21 protein-coding genes, 2 tRNA genes and 2 pseudogenes are annotated in these 23,308 nt (G+C 61.5%); 4 read left to right on the top strand and 21 right to left on the bottom strand.

What is annotated here, in order from left to right:
• Nucleotides 1-289: 289 nt before the first annotated feature.
• The 12 genes from F1735_RS27380 to F1735_RS27325 form a co-directional block, all read right to left on the bottom strand.
• Nucleotides 290-1,189, bottom strand: a complete 900-nt coding sequence (locus tag F1735_RS27380; RefSeq protein ID WP_167239877.1) for a PAS domain-containing protein — start codon at nucleotides 1,187-1,189, stop codon at nucleotides 290-292.
• Nucleotides 1,179-4,619: a chemotaxis protein CheB gene (locus F1735_RS27375; RefSeq protein ID WP_167239876.1), complete on the bottom strand. Its 3,441-nt coding sequence runs from the start codon at nucleotides 4,617-4,619 to the stop codon at nucleotides 1,179-1,181. Before F1735_RS27375 ends, F1735_RS27380 begins: the two co-directional genes overlap by 11 nt.
• Before the next feature lie 391 nt (nucleotides 4,620-5,010).
• Complete coding sequence (locus tag F1735_RS27370) at nucleotides 5,011-5,307, bottom strand: type II toxin-antitoxin system RelE/ParE family toxin (RefSeq protein WP_167239875.1); 297 nt, start codon at nucleotides 5,305-5,307, stop codon at nucleotides 5,011-5,013.
• Nucleotides 5,308-5,571, bottom strand: coding sequence for a type II toxin-antitoxin system ParD family antitoxin (locus F1735_RS27365; protein ID WP_222853094.1), 264 nt, complete (start codon nucleotides 5,569-5,571; stop codon nucleotides 5,308-5,310). It lies immediately after the preceding gene.
• 106 nt (nucleotides 5,572-5,677) lie between these two features.
• Entirely contained in the window at nucleotides 5,678-6,331 is a 654-nt protein-coding gene (locus F1735_RS27360; RefSeq protein ID WP_373888588.1) for a M949_RS01915 family surface polysaccharide biosynthesis protein, read from the bottom strand.
• Nucleotides 6,332-6,422: 91 nt separating this feature from the next.
• Nucleotides 6,423-6,716, bottom strand: a complete 294-nt coding sequence (locus tag F1735_RS27355; RefSeq protein WP_167239872.1) for a hypothetical protein — start codon at nucleotides 6,714-6,716, stop codon at nucleotides 6,423-6,425.
• 313 nt (nucleotides 6,717-7,029) lie between these two features.
• Nucleotides 7,030-7,104: transfer RNA gene (locus F1735_RS27350), tRNA-Arg, on the bottom strand.
• A gap of 108 nt (nucleotides 7,105-7,212) precedes the next feature.
• Nucleotides 7,213-7,289: transfer RNA gene (locus F1735_RS27345), tRNA-Pro, on the bottom strand.
• Between the two features lie 158 nt (nucleotides 7,290-7,447).
• Complete coding sequence (gene glmM, locus F1735_RS27340; protein ID WP_167239871.1) at nucleotides 7,448-8,785, bottom strand: phosphoglucosamine mutase; 1,338 nt, start codon at nucleotides 8,783-8,785, stop codon at nucleotides 7,448-7,450.
• Between the two features lie 10 nt (nucleotides 8,786-8,795).
• A complete protein-coding gene (gene folP, locus F1735_RS27335) occupies nucleotides 8,796-9,659 on the bottom strand; it encodes a dihydropteroate synthase (protein ID WP_167239870.1) in 864 nt (287 codons plus the stop codon).
• Nucleotides 9,660-9,756: 97 nt separating this feature from the next.
• Nucleotides 9,757-11,646, bottom strand: coding sequence for an ATP-dependent zinc metalloprotease FtsH (gene ftsH / locus F1735_RS27330; protein ID WP_167239869.1), 1,890 nt, complete (start codon nucleotides 11,644-11,646; stop codon nucleotides 9,757-9,759).
• A gap of 192 nt (nucleotides 11,647-11,838) precedes the next feature.
• Complete coding sequence (locus F1735_RS27325) at nucleotides 11,839-12,525, bottom strand: RlmE family RNA methyltransferase (RefSeq protein WP_167239868.1); 687 nt, start codon at nucleotides 12,523-12,525, stop codon at nucleotides 11,839-11,841.
• Nucleotides 12,526-12,566: 41 nt separating this feature from the next.
• Between F1735_RS27325 and F1735_RS27320 the strand changes: the two genes are divergently transcribed.
• Nucleotides 12,567-13,037: a YhbY family RNA-binding protein gene (locus F1735_RS27320; RefSeq protein ID WP_166888622.1), complete on the top strand. Its 471-nt coding sequence runs from the start codon at nucleotides 12,567-12,569 to the stop codon at nucleotides 13,035-13,037.
• A 184-nt stretch (nucleotides 13,038-13,221) separates the two neighbouring features.
• On the opposite strand, the gene F1735_RS27315 is transcribed toward F1735_RS27320, so the two are convergent.
• From F1735_RS27315 to carA, 4 genes are all read right to left on the bottom strand, one after another.
• Nucleotides 13,222-13,671, bottom strand: coding sequence for a DUF4149 domain-containing protein (locus tag F1735_RS27315; protein ID WP_167239867.1), 450 nt, complete (start codon nucleotides 13,669-13,671; stop codon nucleotides 13,222-13,224).
• On the bottom strand, nucleotides 13,671-14,150 hold the full coding sequence (greA, locus tag F1735_RS27310; protein WP_167239866.1) for a transcription elongation factor GreA: 480 nt from the start codon (nucleotides 14,148-14,150) through the stop codon (nucleotides 13,671-13,673). The genes F1735_RS27315 and greA overlap by 1 nt, the downstream gene beginning before the upstream one ends.
• Before the next feature lie 95 nt (nucleotides 14,151-14,245).
• Complete coding sequence (gene carB / locus F1735_RS27305; protein ID WP_167239865.1) at nucleotides 14,246-17,476, bottom strand: carbamoyl-phosphate synthase large subunit; 3,231 nt, start codon at nucleotides 17,474-17,476, stop codon at nucleotides 14,246-14,248.
• Between the two features lies 1 nt (nucleotide 17,477).
• Nucleotides 17,478-18,641 (bottom strand): glutamine-hydrolyzing carbamoyl-phosphate synthase small subunit, encoded by a 1,164-nt coding sequence (gene carA / locus F1735_RS27300; protein ID WP_167239864.1) that lies wholly within the window; start codon nucleotides 18,639-18,641, stop codon nucleotides 17,478-17,480.
• Nucleotides 18,642-18,934: 293 nt separating this feature from the next.
• On the opposite strand from carA, the gene F1735_RS27295 reads away from it, so the two are divergent.
• Nucleotides 18,935-19,348 carry a hypothetical protein gene (locus F1735_RS27295; RefSeq protein WP_167239863.1) on the top strand — a complete coding sequence of 138 codons (414 nt, stop codon included), beginning with the start codon at nucleotides 18,935-18,937 and terminating at the stop codon, nucleotides 19,346-19,348.
• 65 nt (nucleotides 19,349-19,413) lie between these two features.
• Here F1735_RS27295 and F1735_RS27290 read toward each other — a convergent pair whose 3' ends face one another.
• The 4 genes from F1735_RS27290 to F1735_RS27275 form a co-directional block, all read right to left on the bottom strand.
• Nucleotides 19,414-19,614 (bottom strand): c-type cytochrome, encoded by a 201-nt coding sequence (locus F1735_RS27290; protein ID WP_167239862.1) that lies wholly within the window; start codon nucleotides 19,612-19,614, stop codon nucleotides 19,414-19,416.
• Nucleotides 19,615-20,212: 598 nt separating this feature from the next.
• Nucleotides 20,213-20,689, bottom strand: coding sequence for a nuclear transport factor 2 family protein (locus tag F1735_RS27285; protein ID WP_167239861.1), 477 nt, complete (start codon nucleotides 20,687-20,689; stop codon nucleotides 20,213-20,215).
• A 103-nt stretch (nucleotides 20,690-20,792) separates the two neighbouring features.
• Complete coding sequence (locus F1735_RS27280) at nucleotides 20,793-21,200, bottom strand: GlcG/HbpS family heme-binding protein (protein ID WP_167239860.1); 408 nt, start codon at nucleotides 21,198-21,200, stop codon at nucleotides 20,793-20,795.
• A 77-nt stretch (nucleotides 21,201-21,277) separates the two neighbouring features.
• Nucleotides 21,278-22,189: a patatin-like phospholipase family protein gene (locus F1735_RS27275; RefSeq protein WP_167239859.1), complete on the bottom strand. Its 912-nt coding sequence runs from the start codon at nucleotides 22,187-22,189 to the stop codon at nucleotides 21,278-21,280.
• Nucleotides 22,190-22,330: 141 nt separating this feature from the next.
• Between F1735_RS27275 and F1735_RS27270 the strand changes: the two genes are divergently transcribed.
• Complete coding sequence (locus F1735_RS27270; RefSeq protein ID WP_167239858.1) at nucleotides 22,331-22,624, top strand: hypothetical protein; 294 nt, start codon at nucleotides 22,331-22,333, stop codon at nucleotides 22,622-22,624.
• Between the two features lie 5 nt (nucleotides 22,625-22,629).
• Here the strand turns inward: F1735_RS27270 and F1735_RS27265 are convergent.
• Nucleotides 22,630-22,785, bottom strand: a pseudogene (locus F1735_RS27265) (ATP-binding protein); the annotation flags it as partial.
• A gap of 315 nt (nucleotides 22,786-23,100) precedes the next feature.
• On the opposite strand from F1735_RS27265, the pseudogene F1735_RS27260 reads away from it, so the two are divergent.
• Nucleotides 23,101-23,308, top strand: a pseudogene (locus F1735_RS27260) (DUF6444 domain-containing protein); the annotation flags it as partial.

The following is a 23,308-nucleotide window of genomic DNA, read 5'->3' as shown; positions in this document are numbered from 1 at the left end:
TGCTCTGGGGTAGAATTCATGTCGGGCAAGGTGTGTTCGTGCTGATAGGGTAGGTTTTTAGATAACTCCCATTCTATCAATCACTTACGGCATTCTTGCCCTTTTTTGTGCAAAATTCAGGCTAGCAGCCGTGATGGTCGGTGTACAGCATTTCAAGCGCGCGCGGAGGCGGGGAACTGGACATGCAAGCGATCACTTAATAATGAGAATTATTCTCAATTGCAATGCTTGCTGGGTGAGCGGGCAATTTGATTGCGCCTCCGAGGTCGCCTGTGGCCTGCGCCGCGCCTCAATCGCCCTGCGAAAAGCGCCCTACCCAGCCTTGCTCGCCATTCTCGCCGGGAACGCTGTCGATCCGCTGCGTCAGCCGCACCAGTTCACCATCGCGCCGGCGCAGCCACACAGGGCCCTGCCAGCTACCATGCAGGGCGAGCGAGCGCAGGATGTCCTGGTCCAGCCCGGGCGCCTGGTCGGGGGCGCGCAGCAGTTTCTGATGCTGGCCGAGCACGTCCTCGGGGGCATAGCCGGTGAGCGCGCCAAAGGCGCTGTTCACGTCGGAAATGACGCCCTGCTGGTCGCTGATGAACATCGCCTCGGACGCCAGCGTGAAGAACTGCGCCTGGCGCCGCATGCGCCCCTCGGCCGCGCTGCGCGCGCTCACATCGATCACCACCGCGCGGCAGGCTTCGCCATTATTGGACAAGGTGGTGCGCACTTCCACCGTGCGCCGGGCGCCGTCCTTGGCCACGATCACCACTTCGCACTGCGCATCGGACATCGTCGTAAACAGCGACTTGAGGCAGGCCGCAAGGCGGCCACGGTCGGATTCGGCGACAAACACGCCGAGGCGCTTGTCGATCACGCGGGCCCGTTCGATGCCGAGCAGGCGCGCAGCGGCCAGGTTAAGCTCGGCGATCTTGCCGACCCGGTCGAGCGTAAAATACGGCACGGGCGCGAAATCGAACAGCTCGGTGTAGCTGGCCAGCGCCGCCTCGATCCAGGCGCGCGCCGCTTCCAGCTGCTCGTTTTGCAATTGCAGTTCGACCTGATGCACCTGCAGTTCGTGCAGCAGGCGCTGCGGATTGTCGAGGTGGTGCTCGCCGCTCGCCAGCGCGCGCCGCTGTTGGGACAGCCGTTCCTGCGCGCGCAGGCGCAGTTCGGCATCGGCTGGTGTCGCTTCATTGTTCATGATTGTTTTCCTGATTGATGCGGCGCTCCAGCACGGCCTGCGCCTCTTGCACGATCCGTTGCAGGTCCGCGCCGGGCGCACCGCCTTGCTGCAATACCAACTGGGCCTGGCCCAGCATATGCGCCAGTTGCCTGTGTTCCGTCACATCTTCCTTGACCGAGATAAAGTAGCCGGGCTCGGGAGAATACAGCGCACAGTTGATCCATTGCGCTCCGTCATTGCAAGAGACATCCAGGCGCTCCGGCGTGCCGCTGGTCGCCACCCGCACGCAGGCGGCGAACAGGTCCGCGTTGAAGGGATAGATCGAGCCGGCCAACTCCGACTGGCGCTGGCCGACCACCTCGTGCAAACCGGTCAGTTCCGTGAACTTCGGATTGACTTCAAGGACCACGAAATCGCGCGGCACGCCATATTCCAACATCAGCTGGTGGCAGGCAACCGCGTTCAGCGAATGTTCCAGCAATTGCCGGAAACGCGCTTCAGCGCGCTTTTGCTCGGTAATTTCCCAGGCCATGCCGGAGACGCCGATAATCGCCCCCGCCTGGTCGCGCGCCGGCTCGGCAAAAAAGTCGTAGTAGCGGGTGATGCCATGCAGGTGCGCACTGGTTTCGGCACGCACGCTGACACCTTGCTCGAGCGCCTGGCGTTTGAGCGCGGTCAGGCGCGCGGCGTCGTCCGGCGGCAACAGGTCGGCGTCGGTCTTGCCGATGGCGTCGCCCGAGCGCACGTGCGGCTGCAAATTGTGGACCCAGGTGTAGCGCAGGTCGAGGTCCTGGCTGAACACCGTCAGCGGCGCATGTTCGATGGCAATCCGGAAGCGCTCGTCGCTGAGCCGCAAGGCGCGTTCCAGGGTTTTCGCGGCGCTGATGTCGATAAAGGTGATGACCACGCCGTCGATCCGGTTGTCCTGGGTGCGGTAGGGCATGATGCGCACCGTGAACCAGCGGCCGTCGAGTCCGCTGACCTGCACTTCGCGGAACACCAGCGTGCGCAGCACTTCGCGGGCGTCGTCGGCCAGTGCGGGGTAGTCGAGCGTGCTGACCAGGTCGGTGATCGGGCGCCCGGCGTCGCTGGGAATGAGCTTGATGATGGCGGTAATGCGGTTGGTGAAGCGCCGGACGCACAGGTCTTCATCGAGAAACAAGGTGGCGATGTCGGTGCTGTTGAGCAGGTTTTTCATGTCGTCACTGGTCTGCGACAATTCGTCGACCTTGGCCGACAATTCATGATTGACCGTCTGCAACTCCTCATTCATCGACTGCATCTCTTCCTTGGAGGTGGTCAGTTCCTCGTTGGTGCTTTGCAATTCTTCATTGGTGCTTTGCAATTCCTCATTGGTCGATTTCAGCTCCTCCTGCGAGGTTTGCATTTCTTCGCGCGCGTGTTGCAGCTCCTCGCGCGATTGGGCGATTTCTTGCGTCATCGCCTCGATGCGTTCGGCATCGAGGCCGCTCGGCTGGTCCTTGCGCGACGTTTTTGCGCGCGCGGCCGGCTGGTCCGAGAACACGACCAGCACCATGCCGCGCAGCGGCGCCGGTTCCTGCAGGCAATGCACCTCCACATTGACCAGCAGTGTGCCGTCGTGGCCGCCCACGCGCAATCGCTTGAGCACCTGGCTGCCCTGCTCGCGCACGACGCGGGCGAAGACTTCGTTCAAGGCGCCGGCCAGCCCCTCGCGCGCCATGGCAAAGATGTTCAGGTTGGCCTTGCCGGCGGCCGGTTCGAGGTATTTGCCGGTCTTGCCGCTGATGTAGATCAGGTCGCCCTTGTCGGTGGTGAGCACGGCCGCCGGCGAAAAGCGCTGTTGCAGCAGCGAGTCGATCAGGGTTTGCACGCTGGAACCTTCCGGCTGGACCTGGGCGGCGGCCGGAAGCGGTTCGCCCTGCCCTTTGCGGGCGCGCCCGTAAATCGACGCCGGAAAATCAACCGGCTCGGTGCGCGGACTGCTTTCGCGGCGCTGGTAAATGCGCGTCTTGCCCGGCCAGGCGGTAAACAGGTCGCTGGCCGCGCCCACCGTTTCGGCGCTGCCCAGCACCAGGATGCCGCCCGGGCGCAGGCTGTAGTGAAACAGGGGCAGCAGCTTTTTCTGCAGGTCCGCCTCCAGGTAGATCAGCAGGTTGCGGCAGGTCAGCAGGTCGAGCTTGGTAAACGGCGGGTCCATCACCAGGTTCTGGGGTGCGAAGGTGACCATCTCGCGGATTTCCTTGCAAACCCGGTAACCGCCATCGCGCTCGACGAAAAAGCGGCGCAGGCGCGCCTCGCTGACATCGGCCACGATATTGGCGGGAAACTCCCCGGCGCGCGCGCGGTCGATCGCGTCGCTGTCGAGATCGGTGGCAAAAATTTGCAGGGTGAAACGCGCTTTCGGCTTGATGCGATCGAGTGTCTCGCGAAACACCATCGCCAGCGAATACGCTTCTTCGCCGGTGGAACAGGCCGGGGTCCAGGCGCGCAAGATGGCGCCTTGCGGATGGGCGGCCAGCAGCGCGGGAATGGCCTCGCTCCCGATCTGCTCCCACACGGCGGCGTCGCGGAAGAAACTGGTCACGCCGATCAGCAATTCCTTGAACAGCAATTGGGCTTCCTGGGCATTCTCGCGCACATAGCGCACATAGTCGGCGATGCTGCCAAGCTGGTGCAGGCTCATGCGGCGCTCGATGCGGCGGTACATGGTGCTCTTCTTGTAGAACGAAAAATCATGCCCGCTTTGGGCGCGCAGGATCACCACAACCTTGTCGAGCGCGCTGCCGTCGGCATCGGAAAAGCTCAGCTCGGGCGGCGTCACCGGCAAGGGCGCGCGGCGACGGTAAGCGAGGATGCGGGCGGCCAGCTCCTCGGCGGGCGCCACCACGTCGGCCAGGCCGGCGTCGATGGCGCTGCGCGGCATGCCATCGAATTTGGCCGAGGCCGGATCTTGCACGAACACGGCCCCGGCGCATTCCTTGATCTCCCGCAAACCCAGCGAGCCATCCGCGCCCATGCCCGAGAGAATCACGGCGATGCTGTTGGCTTGCTGGTCGGCGGCGAGCGAGCGCAGGAAAAAATCGACCGGCAAGCGCAGCCCGCGCGGCGCGGCCGGTTCGAGCAGGTGCAGGACGCCGTGCAGGATCGACAGGTCGCATCCGGGCGCGATGATATACAAATGGTCCGGCTCGACCCGCAGGCGGTCGGTGATTTCGACCACGGGCATGCTGGTAATGTGCTGCAAGAGCTCGACCATGATGCTTTTGTGTACGGGATCGAGATGCTGCACGACCACAAACGCCAGGCCGCTGTCTTCCGGCACGCCCGAGAGGAACAATTCGAGCGCTTCGAGTCCGCCGGCCGAGGCGCCGATGCCGACGATGGCGCGCGGCACGCCGCCCGGATGGGCTGTCCGCGGTTCGGGCAGGGTAGCGGGCGGGTGCGGTGTGGTGCTGTTTTTTCTCATGGCAAGCTGGAGGTACATCGTGGGAGGTAAACCGCGTCGCTGGCGGCGGCAGGCGTCGGAACGTACTATAACATTTGGACCAGCGGGCCAGTGCCCTTGCTTGCCTCGGCAGGTCGTGCGGGTGGCGGAGCAATCCGGCTTGACCCTGCCGGGCTTTGCGCGCAATGGATGGCATGCTGCGTATAGCCACGCGGATCGGGGGGATGAACTGCGATGGCGTCGCACCGCGCGGGTCCGATGCTCGCGCAGCCTGGCGTGACCTGAACAGACTAAGCGCTTTGAGAGGTGTGAAACGGATGTGACGATGAAGACCTGCTCGCTAGGCTGACGCGCTGGGGGTTGACCGTATCGATGGCCGCGTTACGCTAGCCGTACCAGCGTTCCGCCAATATCATTTAACGCGCAATAGCGCCTCCACATCCCGCGCGCCATGCAAAACACGAACAAGCTCCACCCCACCTTTGGTCGGCAAATAGAAGACAACGTAGCGCTCGAAAGGAAAACTTCTCAAGCCGTGGCGCAAATCGTCACGCAATCGGCCAAGATCAGGCTGCTGGGCCAACAGCTGTAATTTTGCACTCATCCTGCCGATGAACGCATCTGCCTGCGTCACACCGTCCTGCGCAATGAAATCCCATATCTCGTCAAGGTCGATCCGGGCGCGGGGACGGACAGAAACGGTGCGCATTCATGCACCATTTTCTGCCCTGACAGCGCGCCTTGCGTATCCTGCCCGGGTGATATCGTCGGCATCCCAATGTACAGCAGGGCCACTGCTCAATCCATCCTCGATATCCTGACGTAGTTGAAGATGCTTTGTCACTCGCGTTTGGTCGTGTTCTTGCATGAGACGCAGAGCGTCATGGACCACCTCGCTCGCCGATGCGTACATGCCAGACGCAAGCTTTTCGCGCACCATTTGTTCAAACTGCGGCGCTAACGCTATTTTCATGGTCATTCCGAACTCCCCGGTCGCTGATAGGATATGGTATCGATTGTAACTATTTGACATCTGTACGACGAAAAGGTTCACCCTTGCCTGCCTGCGTCGCCTGAGATCAATGTTCGATGTAGACCTTGTCGCGGATCAATTGCAGATGTGCTTTGAAGACGGCGTTTTCTTTCAACGACAGCGAGCGATCGAACACCAGTTCGCCGCCATGCGCCATCCCCGGTTCGCCGCCCAACTGCGTCTGTCCGCGCGCAGCGAATTTTTGCGCACCCTGGCGCATGATCACTTTCAAGGTGCTGGAATCCACCCCGCCGCCGCAAAAATATTTGTAGGGAACGGTGACTTCGGCGATGCCGTTTTGGTCGAGGTCGGTGACGGTAATGTACTTGGGGAAAAAGTTGGCCGATGAATCCACGATGGGACAGTCATTCTCATCCTGGATCAGCCATTCGCGGGCCCAGCGCTTGGCTTTGCGCACGTACAGCGAGGCGAACAATTCGTGGAGTTCCTCCTTGTCGCCCGGCGTGGCGTTTTCCGCGCTCGACGTACCGGTGCGCAAGCTGACCACCAGAATGTGCTCGCCGGCGGCATCGACGATGCGCGCCGCCTTGACCAGCTTGCCCGGCACGGCGATCCGCTCGGCTTTCAGGAACGCGGGCGTGAGCGGCGCGTGCTGCACGGCGGCGCGCGCAGGCAGCGGCGCTGCGGAAAATAGCAGAAGGGACAAGGGCAGCAGCAACAGGGCGGATTTGATCGACATTATTTTGGGAGGTATGTTCAAAAAACGGCAGGCGCATGTCAGGCCATGGAAAACGACGTTGCCGACGCCTCCCTCGGCCCGGCCGCCATCATCACGGATTACCCTGCTCAAACTGCAAGGGTGCATCAGGAGCGCCATCCTTATTCGAGAAACAGAGGAGGCGCAGAATCGCCTTGGCATGCTCGTGCGAATTGACTGCCAGTACCAGATCATGATGTTCAATACCGGCTGCCTCGATCGTTTGCTTGCCGGGATAAATGACCAGTTCCCGCGTTCCCGCCTCGACCGCCTTCGTGATCGCACCGGCTTCCTCATCGTTGGCGGGCGTAAAACTGATGTGCAGAAACAGACCGTGCTCGCTTCGCCGCAGCGCCGGCGTAGCCAAGGGCGATACCTGCGTCCCAAACGTGTTGCAAGCGTTACGGATCGGGACCGAACGAGGCGGCACAGGCCGCAATGCGGCTAACGTAAAGCACACGGCGACCGCTGTCAGGAGAAACGCAGCGCGACGAAAGCTGCTTGACGATTTCAAAGCATCTCCTTTGCACTTAAACGCGGTGCGCCGCCTTTTCATCGCGCCTTGGTCGCTGTCGCACGATCCATATCACCATGCCAGCTGGCTGGCCGCGCGGCGGGAACCGAGCCTGACGCGTCAAGCCGCGTGGGCGCCGATGACGAAAAGGACAAATGAAGAAAGATGGTCCGCCTGGAGGGAATCGAACCCCCATGATCGCTTTAGAAGAGCGAGGTCCTATCCGTTGAACGACAGGCGGTGTTGATCGTAGCGATATCTTACCCGAGCTGAGGGCAATTTTCCGCAAGGAAGACCCCCTGCGGAAATGAAAACGGGCTGTCAAATGAATGACAGCCCGTCTTTAACTTGGTCGGAGTACAAGGATTCGAACCTTGGACCCCCTGGTCCCAAACCAGGTGCGCTACCGGACTGCGCCACACTCCGAAGACGTTATTATACGTCGGGGCAATCGCAAACGTCAACGGCACATCGTGAAGTTTTCTGTGAAATGTTGAAAACAGGAAAACCAACTTCAAGCACCACGAATCCTCCCGCCGGCGCGCCCATGCAACAGACGCGCCCTCCCCGCCGCTACTGCCTGATTACGCCGGCACCTTGTTGGCAATCCGGCGCGCGGTCGACTCGGCCACCTGCGCGTTCTTCGCTTCCACCATTACGCGGATCAGCGGCTCGGTGCCCGATGCGCGGATCAGCACGCGACCCGTATCGCCCAGTTCCGCTTCCACGGCTTCTTTCTCGGCCACCATGTCCGGATGCTTGGTCCAGTCGAAACCGGACGGCACCTTCACGTTAATCAAGGTCTGCGGATACAAGGTCAGTTCCTTGCAGCACTTGTCCAGGCTCTTGCCGCTGCGCTTGAGCGCCGACAGCACTTGCAGCGCGGAGACAATACCGTCACCGGTGGTGTGCTTGTCGAGCGCCAGCAAGTGACCCGAGCCTTCGCCGCCGAACAGCCAGCCATTCTCTTTCATCACTTCCAGCACATAGCGGTCGCCGACCTTGGCGCGCGCGAAGCCGACGCCGAGTTCCTTGAACGCCACTTCCAGTGCCATGTTCGTCATCAGCGTCCCTACCGCGCCGGCCACCGGGCCGGTTGTCATGCGGTCGCGCACCATCACATACAGCAGCTCGTCGCCGTTGTAGATGCGGCCGGCGCCGTCGCACATGACCAGGCGGTCGGCATCGCCGTCGAGTGCGATGCCGAGGTCGGCGCGGTGTTCGAGCACGGCCGCGGCCATCGCCTTCGGTGCGGTCGCGCCGAAGCCGTCGTTGATGTTAAAGCCGTTCGGCTTGTTGCCGATGGCGATGACTTCCGCACCCAGCTCGTGGAACACGTGCGGCGCGATGTGGTAGGCGGCGCCGTGCGCGCAGTCGAGCACGATGCGCAGGCCGCGCAGGTCCAGCTCGTTCGGGAAGGTGCTCTTGCAAAATTCGATGTAGCGACCCTTGGCATCTTCCAGGCGCTTGGCGCGGCCCAGCTTTTCGGTCGGCACGCATTCCATCGGCAGGTCGATCATGGCTTCGATTTCTTGCTCGACCGCGTCCGGCAGCTTGGTGCCGTGCTCGGAAAAGAACTTGATGCCGTTGTCCTGGAACGGGTTGTGCGAGGCGGAAATGACGACGCCGGCGGACAGGCGCAGCGCGCGCGTCAGGTAGGCCACGGCCGGGGTTGGCATCGGGCCGGCCAGCATCACATCCACGCCGGCGGCGTTGAAGCCCGCTTCCAGGGCCGATTCGAGCATGTAACCCGAGATGCGGGTGTCCTTGCCGATCAGGACCGTCGGACGACCCGAGGCGGCGTTGGTTTTGGCGAGGACTTTACCAGCGGCGTAGCCGAGGCGCATCACGAAATCAGGGGTGATCGGCGCCACGCCCACCAGCCCGCGCACACCGTCCGTACCGAAATATTTACGTGCCATGTTTTCTCTTTTACTCAGTGATTGAATTAGTTAATGAAGAATGCGTGGTGGCGGCTTGCCACACTTTAAGTGCATCGACTGTTTCAGTAACATCATGCACGCGCACGATGCGCGCGCCCTGCGCCACCGCAGCCAGTGCGCCGGCAAGACTGCCGGCCAGGCGCTGTTCGACCGGCTTGCCGGTCACGGCCCCGATCATCGACTTGCGCGACACCCCCGCCAGCACCGGCAAGCCGAGTTCGCGCCCCAGCGTGCCGATGTTGCGCAACAAGGCGTAGTTGTGTTCCACCGTCTTGCCGAAACCAAAACCCGGATCGATGCAGATGCGCTGGCGTTCGATGCCGATGGCCAGCATGGCCTCGATGCGCTCGCGCAAAAAATCCCTCACCTCGCGCACCACGTCGGCGTAGCTTGGGGACTGCTGCATGGTCTGCGGCGAACGTTGCATATGCATCACGCACAGCGCGCAGTCGCTGCCGGCCACCGCTTCCAGGGCGCCGGGCGCCCGGAACGCGTTGATATCGTTGATCATGTCGACCCCGGCCAGGATCGCCTCGCGCATCACCTCGGGCTTGTAGGTGTCGATCGACAAGGGCTTGCCCAGATCGCGCAGCGCATACAGCACCGGCATCACGCGGCGCAATTCTTCATCGAGGGCCAGCGCGGGCGCGCCCGGACGGCTCGATTCGCCGCCGACATCGATCAGGTCGACGCCTTCGCTCACCATTTCTTCGGCGCGCGAGAGGGCAAATTCGAGCGAGCCGAAGCGTCCGCCGTCCGAAAACGAGTCGGGCGTGACGTTGAGAATGCCCATGACCAGGGGTGTGGCCGCCACATCGAAGCCGAAGCGGCCGCATTGAAAATATTGTCGCATTGCGTTTACATCATGATGTTAATCGATCGACCATAAAAAATGCCGCTCAGTCTTGTCTGAACGGCATTATATACAAGCTTGCAAAAATCGGAGAGATTTACGCCGGTGCTGTCGCGTTCGGTGAAACGCCGCCCGGACCGCTGTCGCCCGGAGGCGGCGTGCGCTTGGTCAGGACGCCGGACTTCGGCTCGCGTGGCTCGTTGCCGGCCATGATGTCGTTGATCTGGTCGGCGTCGATGGTTTCCCAGTCGAGCAGCGCCTGGGTCATTTTTTCGACCTTGTCGCGATTCTCTTCCAGCAGGCGGCGCGACAGCGCATACTGCGTGTCGAGGATCGAACGGATCTCGGCATCGACCTTTTGCTGGGTCGCCTCGGAGATGGTCTTGGTGGCGCCGCCGAAGAAACCTTCGTTTTCGCTATCTTCGTAGACCATCACGCCCATGCTGTCGCTCATGCCGAAACGCGTCACCATCGAGCGCGCCAGTTTGGTGGCGCGCGAGAAGTCGTTCGACGCGCCGGTCGACATCTGACCGACGAACAGTTCTTCGGCGATACGGCCGCCGAACAGGATCGAGATTTCTTCCAGCATCTTGTCCTTGTAGCCGGACAGCACATCGTGTTCAGGCAACTGCCAGGTCAGGCCCAGGGCATAACCGCGCGGCATGATCGTGACCTTGTGGACCGGATCGGCCTTCGGCAACAGTTTGGCGATGACGGCGTGGCCGGATTCGTGATACGCGGTGTTGCGGCGCTCTTCTTCACGCATGACCATCGATTTGCGCTCGGGACCCATGTAGATCTTGTCTTTCGCGTCTTCGAAGTCGCTCATTTCCACCAGGCGCTTGCTGCGGCGCGCGGCGAACAGGGCTGCTTCATTGACCAGGTTGGCCAGGTCGGCGCCCGAGAAGCCAGGCGTACCGCGCGCCAGGATGTCGGCCTTGACGTCGGCGCCGATCGGCACCTTGCGCATGTGTACATTGAGAATCTGTTCGCGGCCGCGGATGTCGGGCAAGCCCACCATGACCTGGCGGTCGAAACGGCCCGGACGCAGCAGCGCCTTGTCGAGCACGTCGGCGCGGTTGGTGGCGGCGACGACGATGACGCCGGAGCTTGCTTCAAAACCATCCATCTCGACCAGCAATTGATTCAAGGTTTGTTCGCGCTCGTCGTTACCGCCGCCCATGCCGGCGCCACGGTGACGGCCGACCGCGTCGATCTCGTCGATGAAAATGATGCAAGGCGAGTGTTTTTTGGCGTTCTCGAACATGTCGCGCACGCGGCTCGCGCCCACGCCGACGAACATTTCGACGAAGTCCGAACCGGAAATCGAGAAGAACGGCACTTTGGCTTCGCCGGCGATGGCGCGCGCCAGCAGGGTTTTACCCGTGCCCGGAGGGCCTACCATCAGCACGCCGCGCGGAATACGGCCGCCCAGTTTCTGGAATTTGGTCGGGTCCTTGAGGAAGTCGACGATTTCGTTGACTTCTTCTTTTGCTTCGTCGCAACCGGCGACGTCGGCGAAGGTCACGGTGTTGTTGGTTTCATCCATCATGCGGGCCTTCGACTTGCCGAAGGAGAAAGCGCCACCCTTGCCGCCGCCCTGCATCTGGCGCATGAAGAAAATCCATACGCCGATCAGCAACAGGAACGGGAACCAGGAAATGATCACGGTCTGCAGGAACGAGGTTTCTTCAGGCGGTTTGATATCGAAGCGAATGCCGGCGTCGCGCAGGTCGCCGACCAGGCCGCGGTCGAGCAAGGTGGCGGTGGCGCGCACCTTGCTGTCGTCGGTGCGGGTCGCGGTGATGTTCGGTCCTTCGATCAGCACTTCCTTGATGCGCCGGGCCTTCACGTCATCGAGCAGTTCGGAATAAGCGATGGACTTGCTGCTGCCGGCAACGTTGTGGTTGTCAAACTGCCGGAACAGCATGAACAACAACAGGGCAACGACTACCCAGATAGCGGATTTTGAAAACATATTATTCACGAAAACTCCTTCGATGCAGGCGCATCTTTTTACCGATTTTAGAACGCCGATTTTACTCGCAATAAGCAGGCGGTGCCACGCACGCCCCGCTGCCGGGCTGAAAAACTACTGAAAAGCCATGAGAATCAGGCAACTCTTACCCAATTTCCATGCCTTTTGCGGCTTTCCTTGGCTGATGTGCGGCTAAACCCATCAAATATCAAGGGGAGATTCGTCTTCCAGCGCGGTATTCTTGTCGGTAGGATTCTTCAGTCCCTTGCCGACGAGGAAAATTTCGGACGATTTATCACGGCTGGCCTTCGGCTTGATCTGCTTGACGACCTTGAACTCGGCGCGGAACTTCTCCACGACCTGGCTGAAACCCATGTCTTTAAAACACTTGACGACCAGCGCGCCGGACGGTTTCATGTGGAATTGCGAAAATTCGATGGCGAGGTCGATCAGGTGTTCCATGCGGGCCGAATCGGCCGTGGGGATACCCGACAGGTTGGGCGCCATGTCCGACAGCACCAGATCGCATTTGCGGCCGGCCAGGATGGTGTCGAGCTGGCGCAAAATGCGCGCCTCGCGGAAGTCGCCAAGGATAAAATGCATGTCGGCGACCGGCTCCATCGGCAGCATGTCGAGGCCGATGATGGTGCCGTTGATGCCGCCGCCATCCTTGCCGGCGAGTTTACGCCGCACGTACTGGCCCCAGCTGCCCGGGGTGCAGCCGAGGTCGACGATGACCTGGCCCGATTTGATCAGCTTTTCGCTCTCGTCGATTTCCTTGAGCTTGTAAGCGGCGCGTGCACGGTAACCCTCTTTCTGCGCTAACTTCACGTAGGGGTCGTTTATGTGGTCGTGCAACCAGTTTTTGTTTAATTTGTTCTTTGCCATTCGCGTAGAATACTGCTTTTAAAGGATTATCTAAAAATATTATGCAAAAACTTACCCCCGTCGAGCGCAGCGCACTGCGCGCTGAAGCGCATGCGCTCAAGCCAGTCGTCATCATCGGCGAAGCGGGTCTGACGCCTGCCGTGATCAAAGAGATCTCGGCCAGCCTCGACTCGCACGGCCTGATCAAGGTCCGCGTGTTCGGCGACGACCGCGCCATGCGCGCAGAAATCTACGACAACATCTGTACCGAGCTCGATGCGGCTCCGGTGCAACACATCGGCAAACTGCTGGTCATTTACCGTCCCAAAGTGGAAGTGGTGAAAGAACGCAGCAGCAAGTCGGGTAAAGGAATGCGCGAAGTTACCATTGTTAAAGCGAGCGCAAGCGGTACCAAGCGTCCGTCCGTGACCAAGGTCATGATCAAAGGCAATGAGCGTGTGACGGAAGGCGGCACCATCAAGCGCGCCAAGCCGCGCCAGACCAGCCCTAAGAAAGGCGCGCTGGGGAAATAATCCCCGCGTTGCCCGCGTTACCGCAACGTTATTCTTGCCACCGTACTCGTCGTTCCCGCGAAGGCGGGAACCCAATTTTGATGAGTCGACGACTGCATAACGAACTTGGGTTCCCGCCTCCGCGGGAACGACGAGGATAGTGGCAAAAACCGAGTCGCTGTGACGCGAACAGTAACACTGGATCTTACGGTCGCGGGTTCTTGAACACCAGCACCGCCGCCAGCACGCTCTGCACTAAAAACAACACCATCGACACCCCGTGCAGCATGCCGAACTGCTTGCGCGTAGCCGCTTCCATCACGCCGCCGGGCGCCGCTTCTTTGAGCGCCGCCATCATCGGTCCCAGCCCCAGGCTGCTGACCGCCTGCAGCGCCAGCATTGCCGCCACCACCAGCAACAGCATGCGCCGCCGCTTGGCGTCCATGTCCTTGGCCAGCACCAGCACGGCCAGCAAACCCACGCCGCACACCAGCGACAGCATCGCTTCGGCCCTGAACATGCTGCCTGCAATGGTCCCGGCCAGCACGCTGTCGGACAGGGTGCGGAACAAGGTCGGGGCCACCAGGTAGCCCACCGTCCACAAACTGCCCGCCCACGCCGTCACCAGCAGCAGGCGGGCGCGCGCCAGCAGCATCAGATGTACTTGACTTCGAGGATTTCGTATTCGCGCGGGCCGGATGGGGCCTGCACTTCCACCACGTCGCCGGCGTACTTGCCGATCAAGGCGCGCGCGATCGGCGAGGTCACCGACACTTTATTGAGCTTCAAGTCCGCTTCGTCCAGGCCGACGATCTGGTAGGTCACCTTGGTGCCGTTATCCAGGTCTTCCAGGTCGACGGTCGCGGCGAACACCACGCGCCCTTCGGCGTCCAGGGTGGCCGGATCGATGATCTGCGCGGCGCCCAATTTGCCTTCCAGCTCCGCGATGCGGCCTTCGACAAATGCCTGGCGCTCCTTGGCGGCGTCGTATTCGGCGTTCTCGGACAAATCGCCATGCGAGCGCGCCTCGGCGATCGCGTCGATCACAATGCGGCGCTCCTTGGTCTTGAGCTGATGCAGCTCGTCCTTGAGTAGTTCGGCGCCGTATTTGGTAAGTGGAACTGATGTGTTCATGTCGTATTCGCGTTTCTACTGAAAAGTGAAAACCACAGGGCGCGCGCCGGATGCTTCCCGTCGCGCGCCCTGTGGTCAGGGGTACTGCGTGCCGCTTAGTTTAAGGTTTTATGCAGGCCTTGTAAATCGTAGACGCGCAACTCGTCGAGATGACGCATGCCTTCGACCGCAGCCTCCGCACCCGCTATTGTAGTGTATGTCGTCACGCGCGCGGCCAAAGCTGAAATCCGGATCTGGCGCGAGTCGACAATCGCACTGCGTTTTTCTTCGACCGTGTTGATCACCAGCGCGATCTCGTGGTTCTTGATCATGTCGACCACGTGCGGACGGCCTTCGATCATCTTGTTGACGGCCTGGCATGGAATGCCCGCCGCGGTGATCACCGCCGCCGTGCCCTTGGTGGCGACGACCTGGAAGCCCATCGAGTGCAGGTCGCGCGCCACCTTCACCGCGCGCGGCTTGTCCGAGCCCTTCACCGACAGGAACACCTTGCCCGATTCGGGCAGCTTGACGCCGGCGCCCATCTGCGACTTGACGAACGCTTCGCCGAAGGTCATGCCCACGCCCATGACTTCACCGGTGGACTTCATCTCGGGTCCGAGAATGGTGTCCACGCCAGGGAATTTCACGAACGGGAACACGGCTTCCTTCACGCTGTAGAACGGCGGCACGACTTCGGTGGTGATGCCTTGCGACTCCAAGGTCTGGCCGACCATGCAACGGGCCGCGATCTTGGCCAGTTGCAGGCCGGTCGCTTTCGACACGAACGGCACCGTGCGCGAAGCACGCGGGTTCACTTCCAGCACGAAGACGGTGTCGGTCATGACGCCATCGACTTCGGTCTTCTGGATCGCGAACTGCACGTTCATCAGGCCGATCACGTTCAGGCCCTTGGCCATCAGCGAGGTCTGGCGCTTGAGTTCATCGATGGTCTCTTGCGAGAGCGAATACGGCGGCAGCGAACAGGCCGAGTCGCCCGAGTGTACGCCGGCCTGCTCGATGTGCTCCATCACGCCGCCGATGAAGGTGGTGACGCCGTCGGAGATGCAGTCGACGTCGACCTCGATGGCGTCGTTCAGGAAGCGGTCAAGCAGCACCGGCGAATCGTGCGACACCTTGACCGCTTCGCGCATGTAGCGCTCCAGGTCGCGCTGCTCGTGGACGATTTCCATGGCCCGCCCGCCCAGCACGTAGGATGGACGCACCACCAGCGGATAACCGATTTCCTGCGCCAGCGCCAGGGCTTCAGGCTCGGTGCGCGCGGTGCGGTTAGGCGGCTGGCGCAGGCCCATTTTTTGCAGCATCTGCTGGAAGCGTTCGCGGTCTTCGGCCGCGTCGATCATGTCGGGCGAGGTGCCGATGATCGGCACGCCGTTCGCTTCCAGGTCGAGCGCGAGTTTCAATGGCGTCTGGCCGCCATACTGTACGATCACGCCGACCGGTTTTTCGATGGCGACGATCTCCAGCACGTCTTCCAGCGTCAGCGACTCGAAATACAGGCGGTCCGAGGTATCGTAGTCGGTCGAGACGGTCTCGGGATTGCAGTTGACCATGATGGTCTCGTAGCCGTCTTCGCGCATCGCCAGCGCCGCGTGTACGCAGCAGTAATCGAATTCGATACCCTGGCCGATGCGGTTCGGGCCACCGCCCAGCACCATGATCTTTTTCTTGTCGCTCGGGTTGGACTCGCACTCTTCGTCATACGTCGAGTACATGTACGCGGTGTCGGTCGAAAATTCGGCCGCGCAGGTATCGACCCGCTTGTACACCGGACGGATGCCCATCGCATGGCGCGTCTCGCGCACCACTTTGTCGCTCGTGTGCAGCAGGAAGGCCAGGCGGCGGTCCGAGAAGCCTTTTTGCTTCAACTTGTACAGGGTCGGCTTGTCGATGGCTTCGAGCTTTTGATTGTCGAGCCACAGTTCGATGTCGACGATTTCCTTGATCTGCACCAGGAACCACGGATCGATGTGGGTCAGCTGATGCACTTCTTCCAGCGTAAAACCCTGGGCAAAGGCATCGCCCACGTACCAGATGCGGTCCGGGCCGGGTTCGCCCAGTTCTTCTTCGATTTTTTCGCGGTCGCGCGTTTTTTCGTTCAGGCCATCGACGCCCACTTCCAGGCCGCGCAGGGCCTTCTGGAACGATTCCTGGAAGGTGCGGCCAATCGCCATGACTTCACCGACGGACTTCATCTGGGTGGTCAGGTGATGGTCGGCAGCCGGGAATTTTTCGAACGTGAAGCGCGGGATCTTGACCACGACGTAGTCGATCGACGGTTCGAACGAGGCAGGCGTGGCGCCGCCGGTGATTTCGTTGCGCAGCTCGTCGAGCGTGAAGCCCACCGCCAGCTTGGCCGCGATTTTCGCGATCGGGAAACCGGTCGCTTTCGACGCCAGCGCCGACGAACGCGACACGCGCGGATTCATTTCGATGACGATCATGCGGCCGTCAAGCGGGTTGATCGCGAACTGCACGTTCGAGCCACCCGTGTCGACGCCGATCTCGCGCAGCACCGCCAGGGAGGCGTTACGCATGATCTGGTATTCCTTGTCGGTCAGGGTCTGGGCCGGCGCCACGGTGATCGAGTCGCCCGTGTGTACCCCCATGGCGTCCAGGTTTTCGATCGAGCAGATGATGATGCAGTTGTCCGCCTTGTCGCGCACCACTTCCATCTCGTACTCTTTCCAGCCGATCAGGGACTCTTCGATCAGCAGTTCCTTGGTCGGCGACGCTTCCAGGCCGCGCTTGCAGATGGTCTCGAATTCTTCTTCGTTGTAAGCGATGCCGCCGCCGGTGCCGCCCATGGTGAACGAGGGACGGATAATGGTCGGGAAACCCATCTCGCGCTGCACGGCCCACGATTCGTCCATCGAGTGGGCCACGCCGGAGCGCGCCGAACCGAGGCCGATCTTGGTCATCGCCTGCTTGAACTTGGAGCGGTCTTCGGCCTTGTCGATGGCTTCCGGCGAGGCGCCGATCAGCTCCACGTTGTACTGTTTGAGCACGCCGTTGTTGTGCAGGTCGAGCGCGCAATTGAGCGCGGTCTGGCCGCCCATGGTCGGCAGGATCGCGTCCGGACGTTCTTTGGCGATGATGCGCTCGACGACCTTCCAGGTGATCGGCTCGATGTAGGTCACGTCCGCCATTTCCGGGTCGGTCATGATGGTCGCCGGGTTGCTGTTGACGAGGATGACCTTATAGCCCTCCTCGCGCAGCGCCTTGCACGCCTGGGCGCCGGAATAATCGAACTCGCAAGCCTGGCCGATGATGATCGGGCCTGCGCCAATAATCAGAATACTTTTAATGTCACTACGCTTTGGCATATTATTTAATCTCCGCGGCTTGCATCAGACTGATGAAGCGGTCAAACAGGTAAGCTACATCGTTCGGGCCCGGCGACGCTTCAGGGTGGCCCTGGAAGCAGAAGGCCGGCTTGTCGGTGCGGGCGAAGCCCTGCAGCGAGCCGTCGAACAGCGATACGTGGGTTACGCGGCAGTTGGCCGGCAGGGTTTGCGCGTCGACCGCGAAACCGTGGTTCTGCGAGGTGATCATCACCTTGCGCGAATCGAGATCCTGCACCGGGTGGTTGGCGCCGTGGTGGCCGAACTTCATCTTGAGCGTGCGCGCGCCGGAAGCGAGCGCCATGATCTGATGACCGAGGCAGATGCCGAAGGTCGGGATGCCACGCTCGATCAGCTCGCGGCTGGCCGCGATCGCGTAGTCGCACGGTTCCGGGTCGCCCGGGCCGTTGGCCAGGAAAATCCCGTCCGGATTGAGCGCCAGCGCATCGGCGGCGCTGGCCTGGGCCGGCAGCACGGTCACTTTGCAGCCACGTTCGGTCAGCATGCGCAGGATGTTGCGCTTGACGCCGTAATCAAAAGCGACGACATGGAACTTGGCATCGGCCAGCTTGCCGTAGCCTTGGCCGAGCTTCCATTCGGTCTCGGTGAACTCGTAGGCGGCGGTGGTCGAGACCACCTTGGCCAGGTCCATGCCGGCCAGGCCGGGGAAGGAGCGCGCCAGTTCCAGCGCCTGCACCTGCGAAGGCTCGTTGCCCTGCGTGCCAACCAAAATGGCGCCGCCCTGCGCGCCTTTTTCGCGCAACAGGCGGGTCAGCTTGCGGGTGTCGATGCCGGAGATGGCGACGATGTTTTCAGCTTTGAGGTAGTCCGACAGCGACTGGGTCGAACGGAAGTTCGATGCCAGCAGCGGCAGGTCACGGATGATCAGCCCTGCGGCGTGGACCTTGCTTGCCTCGACGTCTTCCGGATTGACGCCCGTATTGCCGATGTGCGGATAGGTCAGCGTGACCAGCTGGCGCGAATAGCTTGGATCGGTCAGGATTTCCTGGTAACCGGTCATGGCCGTGTTGAACACGACTTCCCCGGTAGTATGGCCGGCGGCGCCAATGGAAATACCTTTAAATATCGTTCCATCGGCGAGAGCGAGGATGGCTGGAACGGCGGGGCCAGAAAAAAATGGCGGCAAGGGCAACTCCTGATAAAGTTACCGTAGCTGCGCCACGTCAGACCGACGACCATGGGTTCCCCGGTGCGCTTAGCGCTGGGGGATGGTGTCATGTTGAATGAGGGATAGTGGGTAGTCGCTACGGTAGGTGTATGAATGGCTAAACCTCCAAATTATAGCGCAACGCAGCCTTTCCGGCAATCGGCGGCGGATGCATTTGCATCGCTTTTCGCGCTTTTACTGGACATCGCCAACCGTCCTCTATACATTTGAGACAGCATCCTCGGGCAAACCATTTATCAGGAAATGTGATTATGTCTACATTTGGAAGAGATACGCCGATGGAGCGCCCCAACCCGGGCGGGCGGGCGGCGGTATTCGTGCCCAAGATTAACGCGGAAGACGCCGTCAAGGAGATGCTGAAAAACGGCTCGGGCATGGTCGGCTTCGGCAACAGCGACGGCTCGGTCACGGTTTACTTCGAAAACAACCGCTTCAACGATTCGAGCCTGCACAAATGGGAAAGCAAGGTGTGGAAGGCCTACGGAAGAATGGTCGAGCTCTCCCCCACTGTTAACAAGCTGGTGTGCGACGCCAGCAACCTGGCGCAGGTGGGATTCGTCCAGGGGCCGGAAATCGAGGTGCGCGACATGGCATTGCTGCTGGGCTGGCTGGAACGCAGCAACGCGGTCGACTCGGCGCCCGCCGGGCCGCTGATTCACGCCTGAGGACAGGGCCCGGCGACAGCCCCCGGCCGGGCGCGCATGCCGCGTGCGCCCCGGACTGCCCGCCCTCACTTCGAGCGGCCCGCGCTCATGTAAAACACCGCATCGCGCACCTCGTCGCCGGACAGGGCCGGCATGCCGCCTTTGGGTGGATGCGCCCGGAAGCCATCGATCGCATGCCGTACCAGCACCGCGAACCCTTGCTTGTTGCGCAGTTCCCACACCGGCCGGTCGGTCGGGCGCGGGGGCGTTGACCAGGCCCTGCGCATGACAGACCTGGCACGATTCCTCATACACCTTGCGCCCCCGCACGAGCGCGCCTGCGTGGCCTGCGGCCTCGAGCTTGCTGACGCGCGTTGGAACCATCAGGTCGAGCTCGTCGCCGGCCATCTGCAAACCACGCTCCCCGCTTGGCATGCCAAGTTCAGCCTGGGCATTGACGCTGCCCTGGGCGGCGGCCTTTTCCAGCAAAGCGGTGGCGTCCGCCGCCGGCACAAGGTGCTTGCGCAGGCGATGCCCATACAGCGCGTAGGTCGCCTCGCCATGGCCTCGCGCGGAGAGCGCCGCCAGGTAGGCCAGCCCGCGTTGTTCATCAAGGGGAAACTGCCGGCCCGAGATCAGCGCCAGCCCGAGCATGTACTGCGCGTGCAGGTTGCCCGCCTTGGCAGCCTTGGTCCATGCCTGCTCGGCGGCGGCAAACTTCTCTTGGCGAAACAACTGCTCGCCAGATTCATCGCTCGCTCGCGCCGCGCCGCTGGCACTGCCGAGGATGCAAAACATGGCAAACGACACCAGCGCTGCCTTGTATATGGTGCTCATGGCGCTCATAGCGTTCCTTGCATAGTCAGGCGTCGCTGCGGGGCCTGTTTACAAACCCAGCTCGCTCAGCCCCGGATGATCGTCCGGGCGGCGCCCGAGCGGCCAATGGAACTTGCGCTCCTGCTCGCGGATCGGCAGGTCGTTGATGCTGGCATGGCGCAGCGCCATCAAGCCGTGCTCGTCGAATTCCCAATTCTCGTTGCCGTAGGAGCGGAACCAGTTGCCGGCGTCGTCGCGCCACTCGTAGGCGAAACGCACGGCGATGCGCTTGCCGCCGAAGGCCCACAACTCCTTGATCAGGCGATAGTCGAGTTCGCGCACCCATTTACGCGTCAGCAGGCCGACGATGGCCTCGCGCCCGGTGACGAATTCGGCGCGGTTGCGCCAGCGGCTGGCGCTAGTGTAGGCCAGCGCCACGCGGGCCGGGTCGCGCGCGTTCCAGCCGTCTTCGGCCAGGCGCACCTTGAGCGTGGCCGATTCCTGGGTAAAGGGAGGCAGAGGCGGACGGCTTGCTGATTCAGTCATGTGGATTCTCCTGGAGGGGGAAGCACAGCATAAGCGATTGCATCCGAACCGGCCCTGCGCAGAGCCGCCCTGAAAAGCGGATCAGGGCGGCCGTCGCCCGATTTTATTGCGCCAGCGCGGCGATACCGGCCTTGGCGATCTGCGCATCCTGGTCCGACTTCACGCCCGAGACGCCGACGGCGCCGATCACGTGACCGTCCACGATCACCGGCACGCCACCTTCGAGCATGCCTTCGACGAAGGGCACCGTCAGGAACGCTGTGCGGCCGTTGTTGATGATGTCTTCATAGACCTTGCTCTCGCGTCGGCCCAGCGCCGCCGTCTTGGCCTTGGAGGGGGCGATGTGCGACGACAATGGCGCGGCGCCGTCGAGACGCTGCAGCGACAGCAGGTGGCCGCCATCGTCGCAGATGGCGATGGTCACCGCCCAGTTGTTGGCAAGGGCTTCGGCTTGCGCGGCGGCGGCGATTTTCTGGACGTCGGCGAAGTTCAGGTACGGTTTCGATGGCATGTTGATATCCCAAGTGATTAATGCGGGCAATTTTACGGCAAGCGCGCGGCCTGCCGATATCGGAACGGCTATAGCGTTTATGACTGCTGGCGCGCCTTGAGCTTGGCTTTGATCTGCGGCATCACCGCCGCAGCGGCCTGCTCGCCGGCCATGATGGCGCGGTTGCGGCCGGCAAAGTCGTTACTGCCCATTTTCGGCAGGTTTGGCGTAATGACCACATCCGCATCCTTGAGCTCGTAGTGATTGAGGCGCTGGCCCATGATGGCGAAGGTTTGCATCAACACTTCGAGCGAGCTGACAGCGGCCTGCGCGTCGGTCTGGCTCGAAATATTGACGGCGATAATGAAATCGGCGCCCATTTCGCGCGCGAAGCGCACCGGCACCGGCGCCACCAGGCCGCCATCGACATACGAGCGGTCGCCAATGCGCACCGGCTGGAACACGCTTGGCACGGACGAGGAGGCGCGCACCGCCTGCCCCGTGTTGCCGCGCCTGAACAGGATCGGCTGACCGTTGTTGAGGTCGGTTGCAACGGCGCCGAAGGGAATCTTCAGCTTTTCGATCGGCACGTTCTTGACGGCCTTGTTCACGTAATTCTGCAAGGCGTCGCCCTTGAGCACGCCGGAGGACTTGCCGAACAGCGGCATGGCCCAGTCCGAAATCTCGGCCTCGTCCATTTCCATGGCGGTCTTTTGCAGGGCGAAGCCATCGTTGCCGGCGGCATAAATGGCGCCGACCACGCTGCCGGCGCTGGTGCCGACCACGACATCGGCAAAGATGCCCTGCGCTTCAAGCGCCTTGATCACGCCGATGTGGGCGAAGCCGCGCGCGGCACCGCCACCCAAGGCCAGGCCGATGCGGATTTTCTTGGGCGCGGCGGCGGCGGCCGGTTGCAGCACGGCGGCCGGTTTGGTGGCGGGAGGAGTGGTCGTGCCGCAGCCGGCGAGCAACACGGCGAGGGCAATCAGGGAACGGCGTTTGGTGAACATAATGGTCGTCAAAGAAGCGAAGACCACGATTGTACCTGCTCCCGGGAACGCAGTGCCGCCGGGAGGCAAGCAAAAATCGTCTGCATTCCAGATTGCCAACGAGTAAAATTGAAGACCTACCCTATTCCAGGAGCATGCATCATGAGCGAACTAGTCAACACCATCGAACTGACCGGCTTCGACCCGGACGGCGAACCTGAAATCCGCATGATGTCCGATGGCAGCGCCGAACTGTGGTTCAATTTCATGCCGCCGTCCTTCATCGAGGAGGAAGAAGATGAGCACGCCTACGACGACTTCGATCAACAGATCCAGAGCGCCATTGGCGTGCCGGTGGTTCAGGAAGACCGCGAAGTGTTCGTCATCGCGAAACCGGAAGCCGACACCATCGCCAGGCTGACCGCTTTCATCCAGAACTACAAGCACCCTGAGTAAGCCCCTCAGGCCGCCGGCAGCGACATGATAAAACTGCTGCCCTTGCCCGCTTCCGACTTGATGGTCAGGCTGCCGCCGTGGCGCAGCAGCACGTGCTTGACGATCGCCAGGCCCAGGCCGGTGCCCTGGGTTTCGCGCGAGCGGCAGTTGAGGTGAAAACGTGTAGAAAAGAGGGATTTGCCATACCTGCTGAGTCAATGCCATTGTAGAGAGCCGGCACCAGACACAGGACAGTCGCGCCACTCAATTACATGCCACCTATCTATTTCTGCCCGCTCTTGCCCAGCTGCAACCGCTGATCGTTTTGCAAAAAATGGTTAGCACCAATCAATAATCATGTTTGCCCCGGATCGTTTGGCTCGGCGAGCCACACAATCTTGTAATGCCAGAACGGCTTTATCAAGCGTAAAAGTAACGTAACTGTTTAGCCCTGACCCGTTGTAAACGCGCAATTGTAAACATTCCGATATCCGGGCATGATGCCGGTCATGGTAAAACTTGCCCCTCTTCCCGACCTCTCGACTCTCTCGCATCCCGAAAAAGACAAGCTGATCGAAAAACTGCACGCACAGGTCAAAGAGGCCTTGGCCGGTAAATCGATCCGCAAGGACAGCCACAATTCCAGTGTGCCGCCGTCGGCCGATGGCTTGAAAAAGAAGAAAACGAAATCCTTGCGCAAGCCCT

The sequence above is a fragment of the Massilia genomosp. 1 genome, from assembly GCF_011682185.1.
In the GTDB taxonomy this organism is placed as follows: Bacteria; Pseudomonadota; Gammaproteobacteria; order Burkholderiales; family Burkholderiaceae_D; genus Telluria_A; species Telluria_A rubra.
Note: the sequence above shows the minus strand (reverse complement) of the source record. Positions and strands in the feature narration are given on the sequence as shown.

Excerpts from the sequence above, each read along its gene's own strand:
- F1735_RS27380 (WP_167239877.1), bottom strand. The coding sequence starts at position 1,189 with ATGAACAATGAAGCGACACCAGCCGATGCCGAACTGCGCCTGCGCGCG.
- F1735_RS27375 (WP_167239876.1), bottom strand. The coding sequence starts at position 4,619 with ATGAGAAAAAACAGCACCACACCGCACCCGCCCGCTACCCTGCCCGAA.
- F1735_RS27370 (WP_167239875.1), bottom strand. The coding sequence starts at position 5,307 with ATGCGCACCGTTTCTGTCCGTCCCCGCGCCCGGATCGACCTTGACGAG.
- F1735_RS27365 (WP_222853094.1), bottom strand. The coding sequence starts at position 5,571 with ATGAAAATAGCGTTAGCGCCGCAGTTTGAACAAATGGTGCGCGAAAAG.
- F1735_RS27360 (WP_373888588.1), bottom strand. The coding sequence starts at position 6,331 with ATGTCGATCAAATCCGCCCTGTTGCTGCTGCCCTTGTCCCTTCTGCTA.
- glmM (WP_167239871.1), bottom strand. The coding sequence starts at position 8,785 with ATGGCACGTAAATATTTCGGTACGGACGGTGTGCGCGGGCTGGTGGGC.
- folP (WP_167239870.1), bottom strand. The coding sequence starts at position 9,659 with ATGCGACAATATTTTCAATGCGGCCGCTTCGGCTTCGATGTGGCGGCC.
- F1735_RS27325 (WP_167239868.1), bottom strand. The coding sequence starts at position 12,525 with ATGGCAAAGAACAAATTAAACAAAAACTGGTTGCACGACCACATAAAC.
- F1735_RS27320 (WP_166888622.1), top strand. The coding sequence starts at position 12,567 with ATGCAAAAACTTACCCCCGTCGAGCGCAGCGCACTGCGCGCTGAAGCG.
- F1735_RS27315 (WP_167239867.1), bottom strand. The coding sequence starts at position 13,671 with ATGCTGCTGGCGCGCGCCCGCCTGCTGCTGGTGACGGCGTGGGCGGGC.
- greA (WP_167239866.1), bottom strand. The coding sequence starts at position 14,150 with ATGAACACATCAGTTCCACTTACCAAATACGGCGCCGAACTACTCAAG.
- carB (WP_167239865.1), bottom strand. The coding sequence starts at position 17,476 with ATGCCAAAGCGTAGTGACATTAAAAGTATTCTGATTATTGGCGCAGGC.
- F1735_RS27295 (WP_167239863.1), top strand. The coding sequence starts at position 18,935 with ATGTCTACATTTGGAAGAGATACGCCGATGGAGCGCCCCAACCCGGGC.
- F1735_RS27290 (WP_167239862.1), bottom strand. The coding sequence starts at position 19,614 with ATGCGCAGGGCCTGGTCAACGCCCCCGCGCCCGACCGACCGGCCGGTG.
- F1735_RS27285 (WP_167239861.1), bottom strand. The coding sequence starts at position 20,689 with ATGACTGAATCAGCAAGCCGTCCGCCTCTGCCTCCCTTTACCCAGGAA.
- F1735_RS27280 (WP_167239860.1), bottom strand. The coding sequence starts at position 21,200 with ATGCCATCGAAACCGTACCTGAACTTCGCCGACGTCCAGAAAATCGCC.
- F1735_RS27275 (WP_167239859.1), bottom strand. The coding sequence starts at position 22,189 with ATGTTCACCAAACGCCGTTCCCTGATTGCCCTCGCCGTGTTGCTCGCC.
- F1735_RS27270 (WP_167239858.1), top strand. The coding sequence starts at position 22,331 with ATGAGCGAACTAGTCAACACCATCGAACTGACCGGCTTCGACCCGGAC.